Below are 20,982 nucleotides of genomic sequence, written 5' to 3'. Positions count from 1 at the left end.
ATGGGGTGCAAGAGGTCGTGAGTTCGAATCTCGCCGGCCCGACCATTTTTCTCCTTCCACGATGTCGGAGTAAGTGCTTGAACTGCATGCGCTTCACGGAGTATTCCTTCATCTCTCCCACCCATGCCACTTGCGTCTCCCGGTTCTCATCGTGCTTTCATGGGAGCATCATGGACTTTGGTGTTCGTGCTGATGATGGGGCTGATCGTGGGCTGGCGGCATCATTTCAAAACAGTGGGCCAGAGGCAGGCGGTGATGGAACTGGCGGCCAAGGCTGAAAATGCAAGACTGCTCAAGCCCCAGCAACAACCCAACAAGGTGGTTGTTGGCGCTCCGGGCACGATCATGCCGGAGAAAGCCTCCATGTTACTCGGTGATGCTGCGCCGATGAAGTTCGATCCAGGAGCCCAGGTGGTGCCGGAACGCTCAGTCATTGAAGTGCTGCCGATGGTCAATGCTGGCAGTGTCCTCTCCGAGGCTTCTGAGGTCATTCGCAAATACAACGAGACTCCGAACTGGCAGGACAGACTGAAGTATGTTTTCGAGCCGGAGCGCGTGCGCCGTCTCATGGAGGATTATTATGAGCAGCAGCATGGGGTTGACCCTGTCATGGGGGCTCTCATGGATCAGGGCCGTTTCCGCATCGATGGCACAGAAATTGTGCTCCTGACCTACCGTGGTGCCAGAACGGATGGCAAACTCGAAATCGCTCTGCGGCGAGCCAGTGGCGACCGCTTGGTGATCGATTGGGAGAGCTTTGTCGGCTATGGGGAAAAAAGCTTCGCTGAACTGATCCGATCCCGCCCGGCAAAACCGGTGCTCATCCGAGCCCTGGTGAAACTGGATGACTATTACAACTTCGAGTTCAGTGACTCGAAAAAGCACCTTTCTCTTAAACTCAGTGCGCCAGATGGAGAGAGCTTCGTGAATGCCTATTGCGAACATGACAGCGTCATGGGGAGATGGCTGGCCGAGGATATCGGCATCCGTCCCGAAGACTCCTTGGTCAAAGGCTACACTCTATGGGTGAGCTACCCTGAAAACGCGCAGTCAGATCGATGTCTGAACCTCACCCAAATAGCTGCCGGACGCTGGTTGATCCTGCCGCAGAAAAAATAAAGAGACGCGATCCTGAGTAGAACCGCGCCTCGAAAGAAGGATCTGTTTAAAGGTGGAGGCTACTCATCGCCATCACGACCGATGGCTTCCACCGGGCAGCCGACGAGGGCTTCTTCACAGAGTTTGGTTTCCTCATCGCTCTCGGGCTGCTTGTAGAGGTAGGAGTGGCCTCCGTCGTCGTCGCGTTTGAAGTTGGCGGGAGCGGTTTCACGGCATAGATCGCAGTCGATGCATTGATCGTCCACGTAATAGGCACCTGCCACGTTCTGGGAGTATTTGTTTGCTGCGTCAGCCATTGTCTTGATGAAGTCGGGGGGTTGAGGGGCGCGATAGTAGTTCCCAAGCCCCTGCTTTCAATCACTTTTTCCTCCGCTGACCAGCCCCGGATCACGGCGGCTTCATGGGCAACCAGCCGCGCAGAAGGCCATGCTAGAGCCCAACACCGCTGAGTTAAGGAAAACGCCGGCGTAATCCATGTGCTACTGCTTGCCCACTTGGCTGGAACGACTTTGAAACTTGAGGGGTAGAGATGGTATCAACCCATCGGCAGCTTCCCTTTGGAAACGACCGCAAAAGGCTATCCACGGAACGCGCCGATGGCACCCTGCATGGTGGCTTTCTCGATGGGGGCAGTGCTGGGGTCGCTGAAGCTGAGGAGGACTTCCTGGGCACGTTTGGGCTCATCCAGGGAGAGGAGTTGGATGGCGTTTTTGAGGGCCTGGACGCGGAAGTCAGACTCCTGTCCGGCGCGCTGGACGCGGTCCAGGAAGGCGGCGAGGTCGATGAGCTTGCTGCGGGAGTCCATGAACCCGAGATCGACGAGGTTCACAGTGTTGGGAGGCGTCCAGTCGGGCATGGTGGGCATGGATTAAATGGTCATCGAGGCGTAACCGCCATCGACGACCATCTCATGGCCGGTGATGAAGGAGGACGCGCCATTGGAGGCGAGCAGGAGTGCTGCGCCGACGAGTTCGCGGGATTCGCCGAAGCGGTTCATCGGCGTGTGGCCCATGATCTTGGCGACGCGCTCGGGGACGAGCACTTTCTTGTTTTGCTCGGCGGGGAAGAAGCCGGGGACGAGAGTGTTCACGCGGATGCCCAGCGGTGCCCATTCACGGGCGAGGTTCTTGCTGAGATTATGCACCGCACCTTTGGACATGCTGTAGGTGAAGACACGGCTCAGCGGGATGAGGCCGGACATGGAGCCGAGATTGATGATGGAGGCGGGCACCTTATGCTCGACGAAGTATTTGCCGAAGACCTGACAGGCCAGGAACACGCCCTTGGTGTTGATGTTCATGATCCGGTCATACTCTTCTTCAGAGATGTCGAGGAAGGGGGTGGGTGAGTTCACACCCGCGCCATTGACGAGGATATGGATGCCACCGGAGCGTTCCAGCACTTGATCGAGCAGCAGTTGGAGATCGCCTTTGCGCCCAGCATCGGCACTAACAAAGTAGCCCTCACCACCTGCGGCATGGATGGACTCCAAACGCTTCTCGGCCTTCGCCGGATCACGACCGACGAGCACGACCTCGGCACCTGCGGAGGCGAAGCCTTCAGCGATGGCACCGCAGAGTTCGCCCGTACCACCGATGACGACGGCAGTCTGGCCTTGGAGAGAAAAAAGCTCGAAAATGGAGGGTGTGGACATGATTGAGAAAGCGGGAGAATTAAGAGCAAGAGATGACGCGGTGTCGAATGGAGAAAGGCGCGTGGGCAATTACGCTTTCGAGAGTGTCATCACGCATTCGAGGTGCTTCGTTTGCGGGAAGAGATCGAAAGGCTGGACGCTGCCGAGCTGGTAGCCGGCTTCAGTGAACTGCACGAGGTCGCGCATCTGCGTGGCGGGGTTGCAGGAGACATAGACGACGAGCTTTGGCCCGAAGGCGAAGAGCTGCTGGAGGAACTCTACGCTGCATCCGGCGCGTGGTGGGTCGATGATCACCACGGTGTCACTGCCAGCGTGCGGGACCTGGGCGAAGATGGCGGTGGCATCGGCGGCGATGAAGTGGCAGTTCGTCAGGCCGTTGATCTCGGCATTGTGCGCCGCTTTTTGCACGGCGGTTTCAGAGATCTCCACGCCGAGCACTTCCTGAAACTCAGGCGCTGCGCTGATGCCAAAGAGCCCACTGCCGCAGTAGGCATCCACGAGATATTTCGCCCCGCTGGCCTTGGCCTCACGTATGGCATAGCCGACGAACTCGGGCAGAATGAAGGGGTTGTTTTGGAAGAAGTCTCCGGCTTGAAACTCGAACTTCATCGGCCCCACCTGCTCCACGGCGATGGCGTCTGGCCGCGTCAGCACTCCGTTTTCTGCCGCACGCAGCAGGATCGTTGCACCATTCTTGAAGCTCCCGGCGCGGGCGGCTTCACGAGCTTTGATCAGCGCTTCATTCAGCGGCGGCATGGCGATGGGGCACTGCTTCACATCCACCATGGCATTGCGTGTGCCGACTCGCAGAAAGCCGATCTCGGCCAGTTCGCCTTCCTTGGGGCGGTGGAAGTGCGGCGTGATCTTGGATCGATAGCCATAGCGCTGAGGCGAGGTGATCACGGGCAGCACAGGGTGGTCGATCTTCGCCATGTAATGCAGCAGTTCCTCGACCTGACGGCGCTTCCACTCCACCTGCTTTTCATACGCCAGGTGCTGATACTGGCAGCCGCCGCATGTGCCGAAGATATCGCACACAGGCTCCACTCGGTCCGGCGAGGGCTCGATCACACCCACGAGATCCGAGTCGCTGTAGTTTTTGTGATTGCGGAAGATGCGGCACGTCACCAGTTCTCCCGGCAGGGCAAACGGCACAAAGACCACCCAGCCGTCCACACGGGCCACGCCCTTGCCTTCGTTGGTCAGGTTCTCGATGCGCACTTCCAGCTCCTGATGATAGGCAAAGGGGTGGGCGTTAAACTTCCGGGGCGGTTGGGGCATGGGCGTCAGTAGCAGCAGGGTGGGTGGAAAATCAAGATCGTGTGAAGAAGTGCCAATTTTCGCACGTCTTCATGTGCCCATGAAATTCACCCTTCTCCTCGCTTCCCTCCTCTTCACCGCCGGTCTTGCCAGCGCTGAAACCACCGTTACCCTCAGTGGCGTACACAACTGCTGCAAAGGCTGCACCAACGGCATCACCAAAGCTGCTGCTGGCATCAAAGATGTGACCGTCACCGCCGAAGGCAAGACCGTCACTGTCACCGCCAAGTCCAAGGCCAATGCCAAGAAAGCCGTCGAAGCCATCATGGCCGCTGGTTACTTCGGCACCAGCGACTCCGAAGAGAAGACCTCCTCCTCCACGAGCAGCGCCCCAGCCAAGAAGCTCACGGAAGCTACTGTCACCGGCGTGCATCTCTGCTGCGGCAAGTGCGCCACGGCGATGACCGACGCGGTGAAAACCGTCGCCGGCATCACCGAGAACACCATCGCTTCCAAAGCCACCAGCTTCACCGTCAAAGGTGAGTTCACCGAGGCCGAACTCGTCGCCGCGATGAACAAGGCCGGCTTCAACGGCGTCGTTGGCAAGTAAGCCCACGCTTTTACACCAATCTTTAAATTGAGAAGGCGGCTGGAAACAGCCGCCTTCTTCGTGGTTGGAGATGTCGGGAGACGCTTACTTCTTCGCTTCAGGCAGCACCTTCACGCCGACGGCGCGGGCTTTGCCGAGGTACTCTTTGGCGAGCTTGCTCATGTCCGCTTTCGTCACGGCGGAGAAGTCGCTGACGAGACTCTTGCTCCACTCGATGCGCTCGGGGTGCTCCTGGCAGTTGCGGACGACGTTTTGCGCCCAGTAGCGGTTGTCGCGGCGCATCTGTTCGAGCTGCGTGAGGATGGGTTTCTTGGCGCGCTCGAACTCATCGTCGGTGATCTCGCCGGTGGAGAGATCGTCGGCGATCTTGATGACGAGTTCGCTGATCGGCGTGGCCTGCTCAGGCTTGCACTCGATCATGGCGGTCATGTAGCCGTAGCCGGTGAAGGTGTCGTTCGCGACGTGGTAGCAGGCAGGGCTGTAGGTCTCGCCGAGTTCCTCGCGCACCTTGATGCGGAGGCGGTCATCGAGGATGGAGCCCAGCAAAGTTAGACGGCGAGTGCGCTGGATGTCCAGCATGTCGCCCGTGGGCCAATACAGGGCGGCGACGGCTTTTGGGATCTCGGTTTCAAACTTCAGATCCGTGGTGCTCGGGGCAGGGAAGGTGATCTTACGCTCCTCGACATACTTCGGCTTCTCGGCAGCGCGCTTTGGCAAGGTGCCGACCGTCTTGGCGATGGCTTCCAGGGCTGCCTTGGGCTCGATATCGCCGACGATGGAGACTTCGAGGTAGTCTTCCGCGAGAGCGGTCTTCATCCAAGCTTCCAGTTCGGCGAGGTTGCGCTTTTCCATCTCTGCCTTCGCGGGGAAACCGAAGCGGAAGTCGCCGCTGTGCAGGTGGCTGACGACCTTGTCATTCATGATGCCTTCCGCCGTGTGGGCGAGCTCGATGTACATCGGCTCCAGGTTCTGGCGGAACTGGCGTTCGGACTCCTCGCGGTAGCCGGGAGCGGTGAGGTAGGCGGTCAGGAGCTGGAGCTGCGCTTCCAGATCTTCCGGTGTGGTGCGGCCACTGAGGGTGAAGGCTTCGTCGGCCACGTTGAAGTCCATGCCCACCGTCTTGCTAGCGAAGATGCGGCGCAGGTCATCGGCGCTGTGAGCCTTCAGGCCGCCCATGATGAAGGTGCTCTGGGCGAAGGGAATGAGTCCGGGCTTGTCTTTCGGAGCCACGAGCTTGCCACCGCCGAAGTTGATGGTCACGCGCACGGTGCCTTTTTCAAAAGGTGTGGACTTGATGTTGGCACGCACGTTGTTGGAGAGCGTGGCCTGGGTGATCTCCAGTTCCTTCACTTCGGTCTGGCTGGTGATCTTGCCTTGTTCACCGAGCTTCGCGTAGGCAAAGGCGGCGGTTTCTTCCTTCTTCGGAGCTTCGACGGGCTTCGCTGCGCTCTCCTTGTAGGTGGCGATGATCTGCTTTTCGGCATCGCCTTCGAGCTTGAGCTTGCCACCGACAAAGATCTGGAGGTCATCGCCCTTCCAGGTTTCGACGAAGGCAGCGTGACACTCTTCTTTCTTGAGGTCGGCGAGGGCCGCCTTCACGCGGATGAGGTCATCGCTCGGATGGGTGAAGACCTTCTTCGCTGCCACGATACTCACGAGACCGCTGGCGAGATCGCGTGACTTGCGCGTGTCGGCCTGGGCGGCGCGTAGCTCCACGGCTTTCAGCAGGCTGGCCTTGGCTTCTTCAAACTCGGCGTCGGTGAAGCCATGCTGCACAGCGCGGCGAACTTCGGTTTCCAGCAAAGCGACGGCCTTCTGCCACTGCTCCGGCGGGCACTGCGCCATGGCTCCGGTGACCTCGACGAACTCCAGGTATTCGTAGCTGTAGGACTCGGCACCGAGGATGGGGGTGTTCTCTTCTTTAGCCAGTTTGGAGAAGCGCTGGTTCAGCATCGCATCGGCGAGGTCGCGCACCATTTTGTCGCGGCGGTTGGCGGCCGTGTCGGGCTTGTTCTTGGCAGGGCGGGGGATCTCGATGGAGAGGTCCACGGCCTTCGCTTCCAACTCCGTGTGCAGCTTGGCGATGATGCCGCGTCCGGTGGTGATCTTGCCAAAGCTCGGGTCTTTGACGTCTTCCGCGCGTGCCTTGGCATCGCCGAAGTTCTTTTCGATCTCCGCCTTCACCAGCGCCAGATCCTTGAAGTCACCTACCGCCACCACGGTCGTGCGCTTCGGCGAGTACCACTTGTTATAAAAGTCCACGAAGCGCGCGCGCTGCATGGTCTTGATCGTCTTCTCCGTGCCGATGGGCAGGCGCTTTGGCAGCAGCGACTCGGGCATGGCAAACTCATAGCCCGCGATCTGGGTGCGATACTCGATGCTGTCGCGGCTGAGCTTTTCGCTGAGGATGATGCCGCGTTCCTTGTCGATCTCCTTTTCCCCGAGGGCCATGCCGTCGAGGTAATCGCGGAAGAGCTGCATGCCTTCGTTGAGAAGCTTTGTCTCCACCTTCGGCAGTTCCAGCATGTACACCGTCTCTTTAAAGGAGGTGTGAGCGTTCGTGTCCGCACCAAAGCCCATCCCGAGGCGCTGGAAATACTCCACCATCTCCCCGCCGGGGAAGTGACGGCTGCCATTGAAGGCCATGTGCTCCAGGTAGTGCGCCATGCCCTGCTGATCGTCCTCTTCCATCAAGGAGCCGACATCCATGTAAAGACGAATGCTGGCACGGCCCGGAGGCTCGTCATTCGGCACGATGACGTAACGCACGCCATTTTCCAGTTGGCCAAAGTTGGCCTTGGGGTCGGCTTTGAGGTCGCTGGTGGCCTGGGGCCAGTCAGCGTGGGCAAAGGTGAGAGCGAGGAGACAGAGCGAGGCAACGCGGAGCAGGGACTTCATGGGTGGGGTCTGAAACAAACGACGGAACGCGCCTTTCTGTCGAGGAAATGTTCGGGTTTGAAAAAGTAAGACAGCCTGGACGAGAGGATCTCGGGCAATCCAACCCGTCGGCATGAGATAATGCCAGCGGCTATCAGGGAGCGAACCTCAGGCTCGCATGATGCAGGCAATGTTGTGAACAGAATCGCCTGTGATCAGCGTAGGTTTGCGGTCATGATCTCCCGCTTCCTTTGTCTCTTCTTCGTTTTTAGCGCCGCCGCTCTTGCCCAGCAGGTCACGCTGCCGCTGCCTCGCCTGCTTACCGTGATGCCGATGGGCGGACAGGCGGGCACGAATGTCGAAGTCACGATCACGGGCGAGAACATCGAGGATGTGACCGAACTGACCTTCTCCACCCCGAAAATCACCGCGAAGCCGGTCGCTGGAGCAGCGAACAAGTTCGCAGTCAGCATCGCGCCGGATGCGCCGGTGGGAGTCTATGATGCGCGGGTGCTGTCGCGGCTGGGTGTGTCGTCGGTGCGGGCGTTTTCCGTGAACAAGCTGCCTGAAGTCGTGCGCACCAAAGCGAACAACACGGTGGAGACAGCGATGGCGCTGCCCGTGGGCACGATTTGCAATGCGACGATGACCAAGCGGGCGGTGGATTTTTATTCCTTCCAAGGCGTTAAGGGCCAGGCCGTCGCCATCGACTGTGCGGCGGTAGGCATCGACTCGCGGCTCACGCCGGTGGTCATCCTCGCGGATGGCAAAGGCGCGGATCTCAAAGTGAACCGCACGGGCGGCATCATCGACTTCACACCACCTGCCGATGGCGCTTACATCATCAAGGTGAGCGATCTCACCTATCAGGGCGGCGAGCGGCACTTCTATCGCCTCGCTTTGCAAAACAGCCCCGCGCAGCCACAACCGCAGACGGCGACAGTCAGCTCGATGTCCTGGCCGCCAGAAGGTCTGGCCGCTTCGGCTCCAGCCAAAGAAACCGAGCCGAACAACAAGGACGCGCAGAAGATCGCGCTGCCCTGCGACATCGCGGGTGCGTTCTACCCCGCTGCAGATGTCGATACCTTCGAGTTCACCGCCAAAAAAGGTGAGACCTGGTGGGTGGAGGTCGCCAGCGAACGTCTTGGACTGAACACCGATCCCTTCGTGCTCGTGCAGCAGGTGAAGGACGGCAAATTCACCGATGTGGCCGAACTCTATGATATCGCACCGCCGATGAAGACCACCAGCAATGGCTACTCCTACGACGGCCCGCCTTACGACGCCGGTTCTCCGGATGTGATGGGCAAGTTTGAGATCAAGGAAGACGGTACCTACCGCCTGCAAGTGCGCGACCTCTTCGGCGGCACCCGCACTGACGCGAACAATATCTACCGACTCATCGTTCGTCAGGCCATGCCCGACTTCGCGCTCGCCGCATGGGCCGTCCACATGACGCTACGCAATGGCGACCGCGCCTCGCTTTCCAAGCCGATGTCCCTCCGTCTGGGCGATTCGCGTGCGTTTGAAGTCGCGGTGCAACGCCGTGATGGCTTTGATGGCGAGATCGACATCACCATGGAAAACCTGCCACCGGGCGTCAGCGCCGCCGGTTTAAAGATCGGCAAGGGCAAGCCTTACGGCCACCTCATCCTCACGGCGGATGAAAAAGCCCCGCGTGGCTTCTCGCTCGCGAAGATCATCGGCAAGGCCGTTATCGGTGGAAAAGAGGTCGTGCGCCCCGTGCGCGTGGCGAGCATGGAATGGCCCGTGAAGGACGCGAAGGGTGAGATCCCGGCGCCGCGCCTCATGGCGGATATTCCCGTCTCCGTCACCGATTCCGAGCAAGCCCCGCTGACCATCGCGCTGGCCGAAAACAAGGTCTTCGAAGCCAAGGCGGGCGAGACGCTGAAGATCCCGCTCAAGCTCACCTGGCGCAACGAGTTCAATGGCACATCGATCAAAGTGAAGGCCTACGGCGAAGGCTTCAGCGCCATCAAGGAGTTCGACATCCCGCTCAAGGCTGCCACCCATGAACTCGTGCTCAATCTCGCCGAGTTGAAGATCGCTCCGGGCGATTACACCTTCGCTTTGCAAAGCCTAGGCATCTGCAAATACCGCTACAACCCCGCCGCCGTTCCGCTGGCGGAAGCCGAACAAAAGAAGGCCGAGCAACTGCTCGCCGCTGCTGCCGCCGAGGCCAAAAAGCTCGCCGCCACTGATGCTGAAGCAGCAAAGAAAGCCGCCGAAAAGCAAAAGCAGGCGGAAGCCGCCATGACCGCAGCCACCACGCGAATGAAGAGCGTGACGACGACTGCCAATCCGACGGATACCGTCGAGATCCTCATCTCACAGCCGATCCGCGTGAGCGTGAAACCCGCAGCACCCACCACCGCCAGTAAGTGATGAAACAGCACGCCCTCCTCGCTCTTCTTTGCTCCTCGACCGTCGCCCTGGCTGCCGATCTGGATTATTATAAGGACGTCTATCCGTTCCTGAAGACGAACTGCATCTCGTGTCACAACAAGACCACGACGAAGGCCGATCTGAACATGGAGACGCCGGAACTGATGATCAAAGGCGGCGAAGCTGGGCCGTCGATCATACCTGGGAAAAGCGCGGAGAGCCTCGTCGTGGCGGCGTCCCTGCACACGCAAGATATGGAGATGCCACCCCCGAACAACAAATCGGGTGCGGTGAACCTGACTCCAGCGGAGATCGCGATTTTGAAACAATGGATTGATCAGGGCGCGAAAGCATCCGTGCAGCAGGAGCGCGCCGTGGTGCTGAAGGCCTTCTCGGCCAGCGTTGATCCAATCTACAGCGTGGCGATGACGAAAGATGGTCGTTACGCGGCCTGCGGGCGCTCCAACCAGATTTACCTCTATGATCTGGCGACGCGGCAGTTCGTGGCACAGATCAGCGATCCGGCGGAAAAGAATGGCGCGGCGCATCGAGCGCTGGTGCAGTCGCTTTCCTTCAGCCCCGACGGCACGAAGCTGGCAAGCGGCAGTTTCCGTGAGGTGAAGATTTGGAAGCTGGAAGCTGGCAAACCGGCGGCAAGTGCTGCCAAGACTGTCTCGCCTCCAGCGAGTGCCGACTTGATCAAAAAGATCACCACCGCAGGCAAAGTGGTCGTGCTGAGCAGTGCCCTGTCTGCCGATGGCAAGCAGGTCGTCATCGGTTGCGCCGATGGTTCCGTGCGCGTTTGGGATGCGGTGACGGCGAAACAAGTTATCGAGCTTCGGGGCAGTGTGGCGGCGACAAAGAAGACGGCGGAGTTGGACTGGATCATCGCGGCACAGACACTGGAGGCGGCTTTCCAAAAGAGCGAGATCACGCGCATCGAAGCCCAGGACAAGGCGCTCGACGTGCTGCTGGGCAAAGCCAAGGAGGCCATCGTGACGATGAGCAAGGTGCTGCCTGAAAAGCAAAAGCTCGTGCCACCCACCACCGAGGCCAAAACCACCGCGCAGAAGGCTGTGGATGACCTTGCGGCCAAATTTACCGCTGCCAAGGACACGACCATTGAGAAGGAACTCAAAACCGCGCAGGACAAGCTGATCACCGCGAAGATGACCGAAGTGTCCGCCCTCGCCGCTGTTTCTGCCGCCGAGAGCAATGTGAAGGATGCCGAGGATGATGTGAAGCGCATCACCGACTCGAAAGCCGCGAACGCCAAGGCCGTTGCCGCAGCCAATGCGGCCATCGCCGCTGCCAAAACCACGCAGGACAAGGCAACGGCAGATCTCGCTGCCTTGAAGCTGGCTTTGACCAAAACGACCACGAAGCCCGTCGCCGTGTCTTTTTCCGCCGATGCGCAGCGTGTGGCGTCCGTGTTTGAAGATGGTGCCTTGCGCGTCTGGGCCGCAGCCACGGGAACGCCGATCGAAGAAAGCGGCGGCAACGTCGCTGCGACCACCACGATCACCGCCGCTCCAGATGGCACGTTTGTGGCCACGAAAGCCGTCACTCAAACCGTCGGCAGCACACCGCGCTGGACATTGGAGCGCAAGATCGACCCGAAGGGCCTCTTCGCCGACCGCGTGAACGCCGTGCGCTTCAGTCCCGATGGCAAAACGCTCGCCACTGGCGGCGGCGAACTTTCCCGCACCGGCGATGTCATCATCTTCGATGTCGCGACCGGCAAGGCCACGCAGACATGGAAGGAAAAGCACATCGACACCGTGCTCTGCCTCGATTTCTCGCCCGATGGCAAACGACTCGCCACAGGTGCTGCCGACAAGATCGCGCGTGTCACCGACATCGCCTCCGGCAAGCAGGTGAACCTCTTCGAAGGTCACACCCATCATGTTATGGGCATCGCCTTTCGCAGCGATGGCCGCGTGCTCGCCACCGCTGGCGCGGACGGTGTCGTTTCGACCTGGGACATGATCATCGGCGAGCGAAAGAAGAAGATCGAAGGCTGGACCAAGGAAGTCACGTCACTCCAATTCATCGGGGCCACGAATCAGATCGTCACGAGTGCTGGAGACAACCGCGTCCGCATCGTCACCGACGACGGCACCGAAGTCCGCGCCATCGCCAATCTCCCCGACTACATGCAAGCCGCCGTCAGTGTCCCCAATGGCAGCGCCATCATCGCCGGAGGCGAAGACAGCCTGCTGCGTGTTTGGGATGCCGCAGGGAAGGAACTCGTGGCGTTTGGCGCGAAGTAATCGTTCTCAGGGATAAAGCAGCGCATCTCAGCCCGTAGGTTTTCACACATGTCCCCCATCATTCAGCCCCCATCACTCGTTCGTTGCGCCGGTCCGCTCTCGCGTCGCAGCTTTATGCAATTTGGTTTGACCGGCATGGCGACGCTGAGCTGGCCGAGCCTGCTCAAACTGCGCGCGGCGAACGCGGCACTGCCGAAGAGCGAACGGAAGTCGATCATCATGGTCTGGTTGCCGGGCGGGCAATCGCACATCGACACCTACGATCCGAAGCCGGACGCGAGCAGCGAGTATCGCGGGCCGTTCAAGACGATCAGCACCAAGGTGCCGGGCACGCATTTCACCGAACTGCTGCCGATGAACGCGAAGATCGCGGACAAGTTCACGGTGCTGCGCTCCATGAATCAAACCGCAGGTGGCCATCCAGCAGGCACGATGCAGATGTTCTCCGGTGACAAAGACACACGTGATAAGCCCAAGCCACGTCTCCCAGATTGGATGTCCGTCGCGCACTACCTGCGTGCGAAAGAAGGCGGGCGCACCAATCCGCTTCCGAATTATATCGGCGTGCCAGCGGCGTCGGGTGAATACTCCAGCCCCGCCTATCTCGGCGATGCCTACGCGCCCTTCGCGGTGAGTGATGACCCCAATCGCCCGAACTTCCAGGTGCCGAACATCGGTCTGGCCGACGAGTCGGAAAACCGCCGTCTCAGCGACCGCATCGTTCTCCGTAAGAGTCTCGACAAGATGGAGCGTGCCTTTGATCGCGAGGGCGAACTCGGCGCGCTCGATGAGTTTGAATCCCAAGCCGCTACTTTGCTCACGAATCCGCAGACGCGCGATGCCTTTGACCTCAGCAAGGAAGATCCAGCAGTTCGCGACCGCTATGGCCGCAATCGCTGGGGCCAGCAGTTGCTCCTCGCTCGTCGTCTTGTCGAATCCGGCGTGGAGATCGTTACCAGCAGTCTCAGCGGTCCGCTCTGCGGTCGCGTGAACAACTGGGATGACCACGCCGTGAACCAGCATCAGTTCGAAGCGCTGCGCTTCCGCATGCCGACTTACGACCGCTGCGTTTCCGCGCTCATTGAGGACATCTACGCGCGCGGACTCGACAAAAAGGTGCTCGTCGTCGTCACGGGCGAGTTTGGCCGCACGCCGAAGATCAGTTTCGACCGCAGCACCGGCGCGGGCGATGCCAGCGGCCCCACGGGGACGCTGCAACCGGGCCGCGATCACTGGCCGCGCGCCTTCACCAACATTTGGGCAGGCGGCGGCATCCAGACCGGCGGCGTCATTGGTGCGAGCGATAAACGCGGTGAAGACGTGGTCGAGCGCCCTTGCAACGCCAGTGACTTTCTCGCGACGATATACCATCACCTCGGCATCGACTACGGCAAGGTCACGCTCAACGACCTCAACGGTCGGCCAGTCCATATCGTCGAGAACGGACGTGCGATTCCTGAATTGATCGCATAGCCAAGCTGCTTTCTCCATGAGCACCCATCGCTACTCTCGTCGGGCTTTCCTGCGCGGTACAGGCGTCAGCATGGCGCTGCCGTGGATGGAATCCGTCAATGTTTGGGGCGATGAGCCGAAGAAGAACCGACCAGCTAGCGAAGCGCCGCTGCGGCTGTGCGTGACGTTTTCAGGCAATGGCTTTCACTCGAAGGAATGGTGGGCAAAAGGCGAGGGGAAGGCGATGGAACTTGGCAAAGTGCTGACGCCGCTGACGGAGTTTCGTGAAAAGATGCTCTTCGTTCGCGGCCTCTATCACGAGGAAGCGCGGAAGGGGAACATTCACTCCTCGCAGACAGGAAACATGCTCTCGGGTGCTCCCATCGCGAGCGGTGGTGAGATCCGGTCAGGCACGAGCTTTGATCAGATGCTGGCACAAACGTATGGTCGCAGCACGAAGGTGCCGAGCCTCGTGCTGGCGTGCGAGAAGTCGAATCCGTCGGTGCACAAGAACTACTCGATGCTCTACAGCTCGCACATTTCGTGGAGTTCACCGACCACGCCGACGCCGCTGGAGCTTTACCCCGCGCTGGCCTTTGATCGTCTTTTCAAAGACGACGCCTCACCTGCCGACATGAGCGTGCTGGATGCCGTTTTGGCCGATGCGCAGGATTTACGCCGCGGCATCAGCGCCAGCGATCAACACAAGCTCGACGAATATCTCGACAGCGTGCGCGAGGTGGAGAAGCGCATCGAAAACGCCGGCAAACGTGGCGAGCTGCAAGGCTGGCGGCCCACGCTCGACAAGCCGAACATGAAACGTCCAGCCGACGGCATTCCCCAGGACATTGGCGAGCACATGCGGCTCATGATGGACCTGCTCGTCATCGGTTTCCAGACCGACACGACACGCATCACCACGCTAAAGCTCAACAACGACCACAGCGCCTTGCGCTTCCCGAATCTGCCCAGCGTGCAGCAGGCCGGACACGGCATCGACTACATGATCCATCACCTGCTGTCGCACAGCGACGGCGAGGACTTCCTCAAGGTGAACCAATTCTTCATGGAGCAGCTCGCGTATCTTGCGCGAAAGCTCGACTCCATCCAGGAGGGCCCGCGCACGCTGCTCGACAACACGATGATCATGCACTGCTCCAGCATGATGGCCGGTGCGAAGCACGACAACGACCAGCTTCCGGTCATCGTCCTCGGTGGTGCGGGAGGGCGGCTCAAAACCGGCCGCGCACTCGACTACAAAGACAAACCCGAGCGCCAGCTCTGCCGCTTGTTCATGTCGATGATGGACAAGATGGACGTGCGCCCGAAAGCTTTTGGCGATGCGGCCAAGATGCTGGAAGAGGTGTGATGGACAATCACCGGGTATAGTCGCCATTCATCTCCACATCAGTTTTTGATGCGAGCGGATCTTTGTATAAGAAGACCTGCGTTCCTGAAGCATCACACAGAAGGCTGTCTATTCGCCCGATCCTACCCTCGCGGCGTTCAAATAGGTGCGAGTTCTTCCACAGGCTACAGTCTGGCATTCCTTTGAGTGGAACTGTGAAGAACGACAAATTCTCTCGTGGGTAGTCTGGAGCCAGCGGATTCTCCATCATCCCAAGTTGCTGAACCAAGGCCGTGCAATCTGAGGCTGTGCAAGAAAAGAAGTAAACTGTTACCCCATCGAACGGAACATGATGAACCCGAATCTCTTTTGCGCTTGGTGGCAGAGTGGCACCAAACTCCAATTCGAAGTAGCGCGCCGCAGAGGGAGGGGACTGCCAACGCTTGAATACTGAAGTGCTAATGGCAGCCAGGGCGATGAACACGGCAATTTTGACGAACAGGCGATCCCAATTGCGGCGAACACATAGAATTGCGACTGGCACCACGATAACAGCCGCTACAAGACCGGCACCCCCGAAAAGAAGAACGTCCACAAAGAAGGTACTCCCGATTGCTTGGTTCTCTGGGAACAGAAGACCGAACGTGAGCAGGCAGTGAATGAATGGAAGCGAGCAAAACAAAACGATTGCTCCCGCGATTGGGAGGAATCCCCATCTTGAGGTTGTCCGCCTTGTTTTTGCATCCGCAGAATTCATGTCCATTGAAGAACAGGAAAACGTCATTGCTTGCAACCATTGATTCAACCAGCAAACTGCCCTCATGCCCGTCATCACCGCCGATCAACTTCAATCTTCCTACGATGTCGTCATCGTCGGCTCCGGCGCGGGCGGCGGGCAGACGGCTTACACGTTGACGATGGAAGGCGTGAAGGTGCTCGTACTGGAGGCAGGGCGCTCGTTTGATGTGCAGACGGAGGTGGCGATGCTGCAACTGCCGAGTCATGCACCCTTGCGTGGTGAGAAGACGCCGGACAAGCAGTACGGGTTTCACGATTGCTCGATCAACAGCGGCTGGGAGATTCCAGGCGAGCCTTACACGAATGCGAACCCGGAGCCGGAGAACCAGTTCCGCTGGTGGCGACAGCGCATGATGGGCGGGCGCACGAATCACTGGGGCCGCATCTCGTTGCGCAACGGGCCTTATGATTTCAAGCCGCGCACGCGGTTTGGCGCGGGCTTTGACTGGCCGATTGGTTATGAAGACATCGCGCCTTACTATGACAAGGTGGAGATGTTGATCGGTGTCTTCGGCACGAACGAAGGACTGGAGAACTCACCTGATTCATCGCCGGGTGTGTTGCAGCCAGCACCGAAGCTGCGCGTCGGTGAGCTTTATGCGCAGAAGCATGGCAAGAAGGTCGGGGCGCACATCACGTCGATTCATCGCGCGGTGCTGACACGTCCGCAGGATGCGGAGACACTGCCGAAGAGGTTGCATCCGGGCAACGCTAAGGCGCAAAGCATCCTCGCGGATCACATGCGCACGCGGTCACCGTGCTTCTGGGCGACGGACTGTCATCGCGGCTGCTCGATCCGTGCGAACTACGATTCGCAAACCGTGCATCTGAGGCCCGCACTGGCTACGGGGAATCTCGACATCTTGCCGAACGCGATGGCGCGCGAGGTGACGATCGACAAGCAAGGCAAGGCTACGGGCATCGCCTTCATCGACAAGACAACGGGACGTGAAGGTCATGCGAAAGGACGCGTGGTCGTGCTGGCGGCGGGTGCAATGGAGTCGGTGCGCTTGTTGTTGAACTCGAAGTCGAATCTTTTCCCACAAGGCATCGCGAATTCGAGCGGCAAGGTGGGCAAATACATCACCGACTCGGTGCAGAGCAGTGTCAGTGCCCACATCCCAGCATTCGAGGGAATGCCGATTCACAACGAGGATGGCGCGGGAGGTCCTCATGCGTATGTGCCGTGGACGCTGCACGATCAGAATCGCAAAGGTGAGCTGGGTTTCCCTGGCGGCTATCATCTGGAGTTCACGAGCGGACGACAGATGCCGTCGCTCGGAGTGGTGAATGGCATCGACAGTCGAGCGGGCAGCCCAAGCGTGTTGTTTGGCAAAAAGCTCAAAGAGGAAGCGCGTCGGTTCTATGGCTGCCAGCTCGGCTTTGGTGCGCAGGGAACGATGCTGCCAAACGACGGCTGCTTCACCGAACTCGATCCCGAGGCGAAGGATCAGTGGGGCATCCCCGTGCTGCGCTTTCATTGGAAGTGGACCGACGCGGAACTTAACCTCGTTAAACATCAGCAGCAGCATATCCGCGAGATCCTCGAAGCGATGGGTGGCAAGGTATCGAAGCCCGAGACCGATCCCGCGAAGGCGATCAAGCAGGGCGGCACGGTGATTCATGAAGTCGGCGGCGCGATCATGGGCGCGGATGCTGCGTCTTCGGTGACGAATGCGTGGAGCCAGACCTGGGACGTGAAAAACGTCTTCCTCGCCGATGGCGCACCCTTTGCCAGCACGGCTGACAAGAACCCCACGCTCACCATCATGGCGCTCGCTTGGCGTATGGCCGATCACCTCATGGATGAAATGAAGAAAGGAAACCTCTGAGATGAGCCTGCCCGACAATCTCCCGCGCATGGACCGCCGCAAGGCGATGCAGTGGATGCTCAGCGCCACGGCGACCCTGGCCGTGCGTGATCCAAATGCCTTTGGTGCCGATGCTCCCATCAAGGCGAAAGGCTACGGCCTTGATCCGAGCATGGTCACGATCTACAAACCCGGCGATGTCTGGCCACTCACGCTCACCGAACCGCAGCGGCGCACCGCGCGTGCTTTGTGCGACGTGATCATCCCATCTGACGAGGCTTCACCCAGCGCCTCCGCTGTCGGCGTGCCCGACTTCATCGATGAATGGATCAGCTCGCCGTATCCAGCGCAGGCCGGTGATCGGCGCATCATTCACGATGGACTAAAATGGATCGACGAGGAAGCGATGCGCCGCTTTCAGAAGACCTTTGCTGATCTCACGCTCGAACAACAAACGGCGATCTGTGATGATCTTGCCACCGGCAAGCCAAAGGACAAGAAGGCGGTCTCGTTCTTCAAACGCTTCCGCGATCTCACCGCCGGTGGCTACTACACCACGCCGGAAGGCATGAAGGCCATCGGCTATGTCGGTAACGTACCGAGCGCGACCTTCGACGGTCCGCCGGTCGAGGCGTTGAAGCACGTTGGGCTCACGTAGCCGCTGCATCGCCTGACGTGATGATCAACAGATTGATGAGTTGATGAACATCATCATTGCCAAGCCACGCCTTCATTGACGTATTAGCGAGATGTCTTGGTCCTCCCGTCTCCTGTTTCTCAGTTTGTTTCTCGCTGCGCTATCGTCTGCCCTCGCCGAAGTCGTGCGGGTAGAGGTGCTGGAGCGATCCGATGTCGGCAACGCGGGCTACGAGCAGATCACTGGCAAACTGCATTTCGAAACCGATCCGAAGTTGCCGGGCAATGCAGTCATCGCGGATGTCGATCTGGCTCCGGTGAATGCGTCGGGCAAAGTCAGTTTTGTGGCCGATTTGAGGCTGTGGAAACCGAAAGACGACTCGCGCAGCAATGGCGCTGCGTGGGTGGAGATTCCAAATCGCGGTGGCAAATCGAGCCTGCCAGCCTCGATGATGGCGCAGGGATTCACGATGCTGAATGTCGGCTGGGAGTTCGATGTGTCGACGGACAAACTGCGCCTGGAAGTGCCTCGGGCGAGAAACAAGGACGGTAGCCCGATTCGCGGCGTCGTGAGCGCTGTCATCACGCCGGACAAACGCGCTGATGAGCAATCTCTCATCGATTTGACCGATTATCCGCCGGTGGACATCGACGGCGAAAATAGCCGCCTCATCGTGCGATATCGCGCTGCCTTCCCCGCTGGCCAGGAAGTGCCACGAAAGCTCTGGAGCCTTCAAAACGGCCGCATTCGACTCAAAGGAGGTTTTGAGCCCGGAAAGACCTACGAGGTGTTTTATCTCGCGGAAGCACCGCCCATCGCCGGACTCGGCTACGCGGCCATTCGCGATGCGGTCGCGTGGTTGAAGCATGATCCCGCCTCGCCTGCGAAAGTGAAGCACGCGTATGCGTTTGGTGCGTCGCAATGCGGCCGCTTCCTGCGTGACTTCGTCTATCTCGGCTTCAACACCGACGAGCAAGACCGCATGTCACTCGATGGCATCCTGTCGCACGTCGCAGGAGCGGGTCGCCTCGTGCTGAATCAACGCTGGTCCACGCCGCGCAGTGTCTCCGGCTACTACACAGCCTCATATCCCTTTGCCGACACGGCGCAGGCTGATGCGGTGAGCGGTCAAAGCGAAGGCATCCTCGCCAACCCTCGCGTGAGACATGCGCCGAAGATCTTTTACACCAACATGGCCGCCGAATACTGGGGCGCGGGCCGTGTCGGAGCGCTCACGCACACCACGCCAGATGGAAAACAAGACATCGCGCTGCCGGAAAACGTGCGCTCATACTTCTTCGCCAGCACCTCGCATGGTGCCGCGCCTTTTCCACCGACCTCGCAAGTCAAAGGCTCACCGCTGGCGAATCCCGTCAACACCTCTCCCGCCATCCTCGCTTTGCGCCTCGCCATGCATCGCTGGGTCACGGAAGGCCTCGCGCCGCCGCCGAGTGTGCATCCAAAGCTCAGCGATGGCACACTCGTGCCCGTGGCCGAAGTGCGCTGGCCCAAAGTGCCCGGCATGGCTTCCCCGAATGCCGTGAAAGCTGGAGGTCGCGTGCGCAATCCACAACTCCCCGGCGGCGTTGGCGAAGGTGCCGAGCTACCGCTGCTCGTGCCGCAAGTCGATGCTGATGGCAACGACCTGGGCGGCATCCGCATGCCCGATGTCGGCGTGCCACTCGGCACCGCCACCGGCTGGGTGTTCCGTCCCGCAGCGTTCGGCTCACCGCATGAATTTTACCTCTTACGCGGTGCCTGGGTGCCCTTTGTGAAGACCCAAGACGCCAACGATCCGCGTCCGTCTCTTGCAGAACGCTACGCCTCCAAAGACGCCTACCTCGACCAAATCAAAGCCGCCGTGCAAAAGCTCATCGAACAGCGTTTTCTCACCACCGCCGATCTTGAACCGCAGCTCAAGCAAGCCTCCGCTCGCTGGGATTGGGTGATGAGCCCGTCCGTTCCGTAAACATTCACCACACTCCATCATGACACGCCTCATCTTCCTCCTCCTCGCCTGCTTCGTCACTCAATCCTTCGCGCAGACCAACTACAAGAAAGTCCTCTTCCTCGGCAACAGCATCACCAAGCATGGTCCGAAGGCCGACATCGACTGGTCGGGCAACTGGGGCATGGCGGCCAGCGCGGAGACGAAAGATTATGTTCATCTCGTTACGAAAGCCCTCACCGAGAAACAAGGCGCCGCGCCCGAAGTGCTGGTGAAGAACATCGCCGACTTTGAGCGGGCGTATGCGGGCTACGACATCGCCATGAAGCTCAAGGAGGCCATCGAGTTCAAGGCGGACCTCATCATCATCGCCATCGGCGAAAACGTGCCCGGATTGAAGACGCCGGAAGACAAAGCGAAACTCCAGGAGAGCGTCACTAAGCTGCTCACGACGCTCAAAGGCGACCGTAAGCCCATGATCCTTGTGCGCAGTTGCTTCTGGGCGAATGCAGCGAAGGACGAGGCGCTGCGCGGAGCCTGCACCGCCGTGAATGGCGTCTATGTGGACATCAGTGCCCTCAGCAAAGACGAGAAAAACTACGCTCGCTCCGAGCGGCCCTTCAAACACGCTGGCGTGGCGAATCATCCCGGCGATGCGGGCATGGCGGCCATCGCAGAGGCGATGGTCAAGGCAGTGCCGAAGTAGCGACACTGCTTTGGCAGCAGTTTTGCCAATTTTAGCGTCCAAAGTCGGGGCGCTGAGGCCTTATACTGGTGAAATGAATCAGT

16 protein-coding genes are annotated in these 20,982 nt (G+C 59.6%); 10 read left to right on the top strand and 6 right to left on the bottom strand.

Annotation, left to right across the window (positions count from 1 at the left end):
* Positions 1-123: 123 nt before the first annotated feature.
* The gene (locus AC6FTP_RS05165) at positions 124-1,119 is read left to right on the top strand and encodes a hypothetical protein (RefSeq protein ID WP_497205838.1); all 996 of its coding nucleotides are present in this window, start codon (positions 124-126) and stop codon (positions 1,117-1,119) included.
* 59 nt (positions 1,120-1,178) lie between these two features.
* On the opposite strand, the gene AC6FTP_RS05160 is transcribed toward AC6FTP_RS05165, so the two are convergent.
* From AC6FTP_RS05160 to AC6FTP_RS05145, 4 genes are all read right to left on the bottom strand, one after another.
* A complete protein-coding gene (locus tag AC6FTP_RS05160; RefSeq protein WP_497201273.1) occupies positions 1,179-1,415 on the bottom strand; it encodes a ferredoxin in 237 nt (78 codons plus the stop codon).
* A gap of 281 nt (positions 1,416-1,696) precedes the next feature.
* Positions 1,697-1,975, bottom strand: a complete 279-nt coding sequence (locus AC6FTP_RS05155; protein ID WP_497205837.1) for a hypothetical protein — start codon at positions 1,973-1,975, stop codon at positions 1,697-1,699.
* Positions 1,976-1,987: 12 nt separating this feature from the next.
* The gene (locus AC6FTP_RS05150) at positions 1,988-2,773 is read right to left on the bottom strand and encodes an SDR family oxidoreductase (protein WP_497205836.1); all 786 of its coding nucleotides are present in this window, start codon (positions 2,771-2,773) and stop codon (positions 1,988-1,990) included.
* Positions 2,774-2,842: 69 nt separating this feature from the next.
* Positions 2,843-4,054, bottom strand: coding sequence for a class I SAM-dependent RNA methyltransferase (locus AC6FTP_RS05145; RefSeq protein WP_497205835.1), 1,212 nt, complete (start codon positions 4,052-4,054; stop codon positions 2,843-2,845).
* 79 nt (positions 4,055-4,133) lie between these two features.
* Between AC6FTP_RS05145 and AC6FTP_RS05140 the strand changes: the two genes are divergently transcribed.
* On the top strand, positions 4,134-4,643 hold the full coding sequence (locus AC6FTP_RS05140; RefSeq protein ID WP_497205834.1) for a hypothetical protein: 510 nt from the start codon (positions 4,134-4,136) through the stop codon (positions 4,641-4,643).
* An 84-nt stretch (positions 4,644-4,727) separates the two neighbouring features.
* On the opposite strand, the gene AC6FTP_RS05135 is transcribed toward AC6FTP_RS05140, so the two are convergent.
* Complete coding sequence (locus AC6FTP_RS05135; protein WP_497205833.1) at positions 4,728-7,541, bottom strand: M16 family metallopeptidase; 2,814 nt, start codon at positions 7,539-7,541, stop codon at positions 4,728-4,730.
* Between the two features lie 213 nt (positions 7,542-7,754).
* Between AC6FTP_RS05135 and AC6FTP_RS05130 the strand changes: the two genes are divergently transcribed.
* Genes AC6FTP_RS05130 through AC6FTP_RS05115 form a run of 4 tightly spaced genes read left to right on the top strand, consistent with a single transcriptional unit; the run spans position 7,755 to position 15,020 of the window.
* The gene (locus AC6FTP_RS05130) at positions 7,755-9,926 is read left to right on the top strand and encodes a PPC domain-containing protein (protein ID WP_497205832.1); all 2,172 of its coding nucleotides are present in this window, start codon (positions 7,755-7,757) and stop codon (positions 9,924-9,926) included.
* A complete protein-coding gene (locus tag AC6FTP_RS05125; protein ID WP_497205831.1) occupies positions 9,926-12,199 on the top strand; it encodes a c-type cytochrome domain-containing protein in 2,274 nt (757 codons plus the stop codon). The genes AC6FTP_RS05130 and AC6FTP_RS05125 overlap by 1 nt, the downstream gene beginning before the upstream one ends.
* Positions 12,200-12,247: 48 nt before the next feature.
* Positions 12,248-13,672, top strand: coding sequence for a DUF1501 domain-containing protein (locus AC6FTP_RS05120; protein ID WP_497205830.1), 1,425 nt, complete (start codon positions 12,248-12,250; stop codon positions 13,670-13,672).
* 16 nt (positions 13,673-13,688) lie between these two features.
* The gene (locus AC6FTP_RS05115) at positions 13,689-15,020 is read left to right on the top strand and encodes a DUF1552 domain-containing protein (RefSeq protein ID WP_497205829.1); all 1,332 of its coding nucleotides are present in this window, start codon (positions 13,689-13,691) and stop codon (positions 15,018-15,020) included.
* Positions 15,021-15,027: 7 nt separating this feature from the next.
* Here AC6FTP_RS05115 and AC6FTP_RS05110 read toward each other — a convergent pair whose 3' ends face one another.
* Positions 15,028-15,756 carry a hypothetical protein gene (locus tag AC6FTP_RS05110; RefSeq protein WP_497205828.1) on the bottom strand — a complete coding sequence of 243 codons (729 nt, stop codon included), beginning with the start codon at positions 15,754-15,756 and terminating at the stop codon, positions 15,028-15,030.
* Between the two features lie 64 nt (positions 15,757-15,820).
* Between AC6FTP_RS05110 and AC6FTP_RS05105 the strand changes: the two genes are divergently transcribed.
* From AC6FTP_RS05105 to AC6FTP_RS05090, 4 genes are all read left to right on the top strand, one after another.
* Positions 15,821-17,629 (top strand): GMC family oxidoreductase, encoded by a 1,809-nt coding sequence (locus AC6FTP_RS05105; protein ID WP_497205827.1) that lies wholly within the window; start codon positions 15,821-15,823, stop codon positions 17,627-17,629.
* A gap of 1 nt (position 17,630) precedes the next feature.
* Positions 17,631-18,266: a gluconate 2-dehydrogenase subunit 3 family protein gene (locus AC6FTP_RS05100; protein WP_497205826.1), complete on the top strand. Its 636-nt coding sequence runs from the start codon at positions 17,631-17,633 to the stop codon at positions 18,264-18,266.
* Between the two features lie 91 nt (positions 18,267-18,357).
* The gene (locus AC6FTP_RS05095) at positions 18,358-20,214 is read left to right on the top strand and encodes an alpha/beta hydrolase domain-containing protein (RefSeq protein WP_497205825.1); all 1,857 of its coding nucleotides are present in this window, start codon (positions 18,358-18,360) and stop codon (positions 20,212-20,214) included.
* A gap of 19 nt (positions 20,215-20,233) precedes the next feature.
* Positions 20,234-20,899: an SGNH/GDSL hydrolase family protein gene (locus AC6FTP_RS05090; RefSeq protein WP_497205824.1), complete on the top strand. Its 666-nt coding sequence runs from the start codon at positions 20,234-20,236 to the stop codon at positions 20,897-20,899.
* The last annotated feature ends 83 nt before the right edge of the window (positions 20,900-20,982 follow it).

It is taken from the genome of Prosthecobacter sp., from assembly GCF_044378005.1.
In the GTDB taxonomy this organism is placed as follows: Bacteria; Verrucomicrobiota; Verrucomicrobiia; order Verrucomicrobiales; family Verrucomicrobiaceae; genus Prosthecobacter.
The sequence above is the reverse complement of the archived record's forward strand: the minus strand, read 5'-3'. Positions and strand labels throughout refer to the sequence as shown.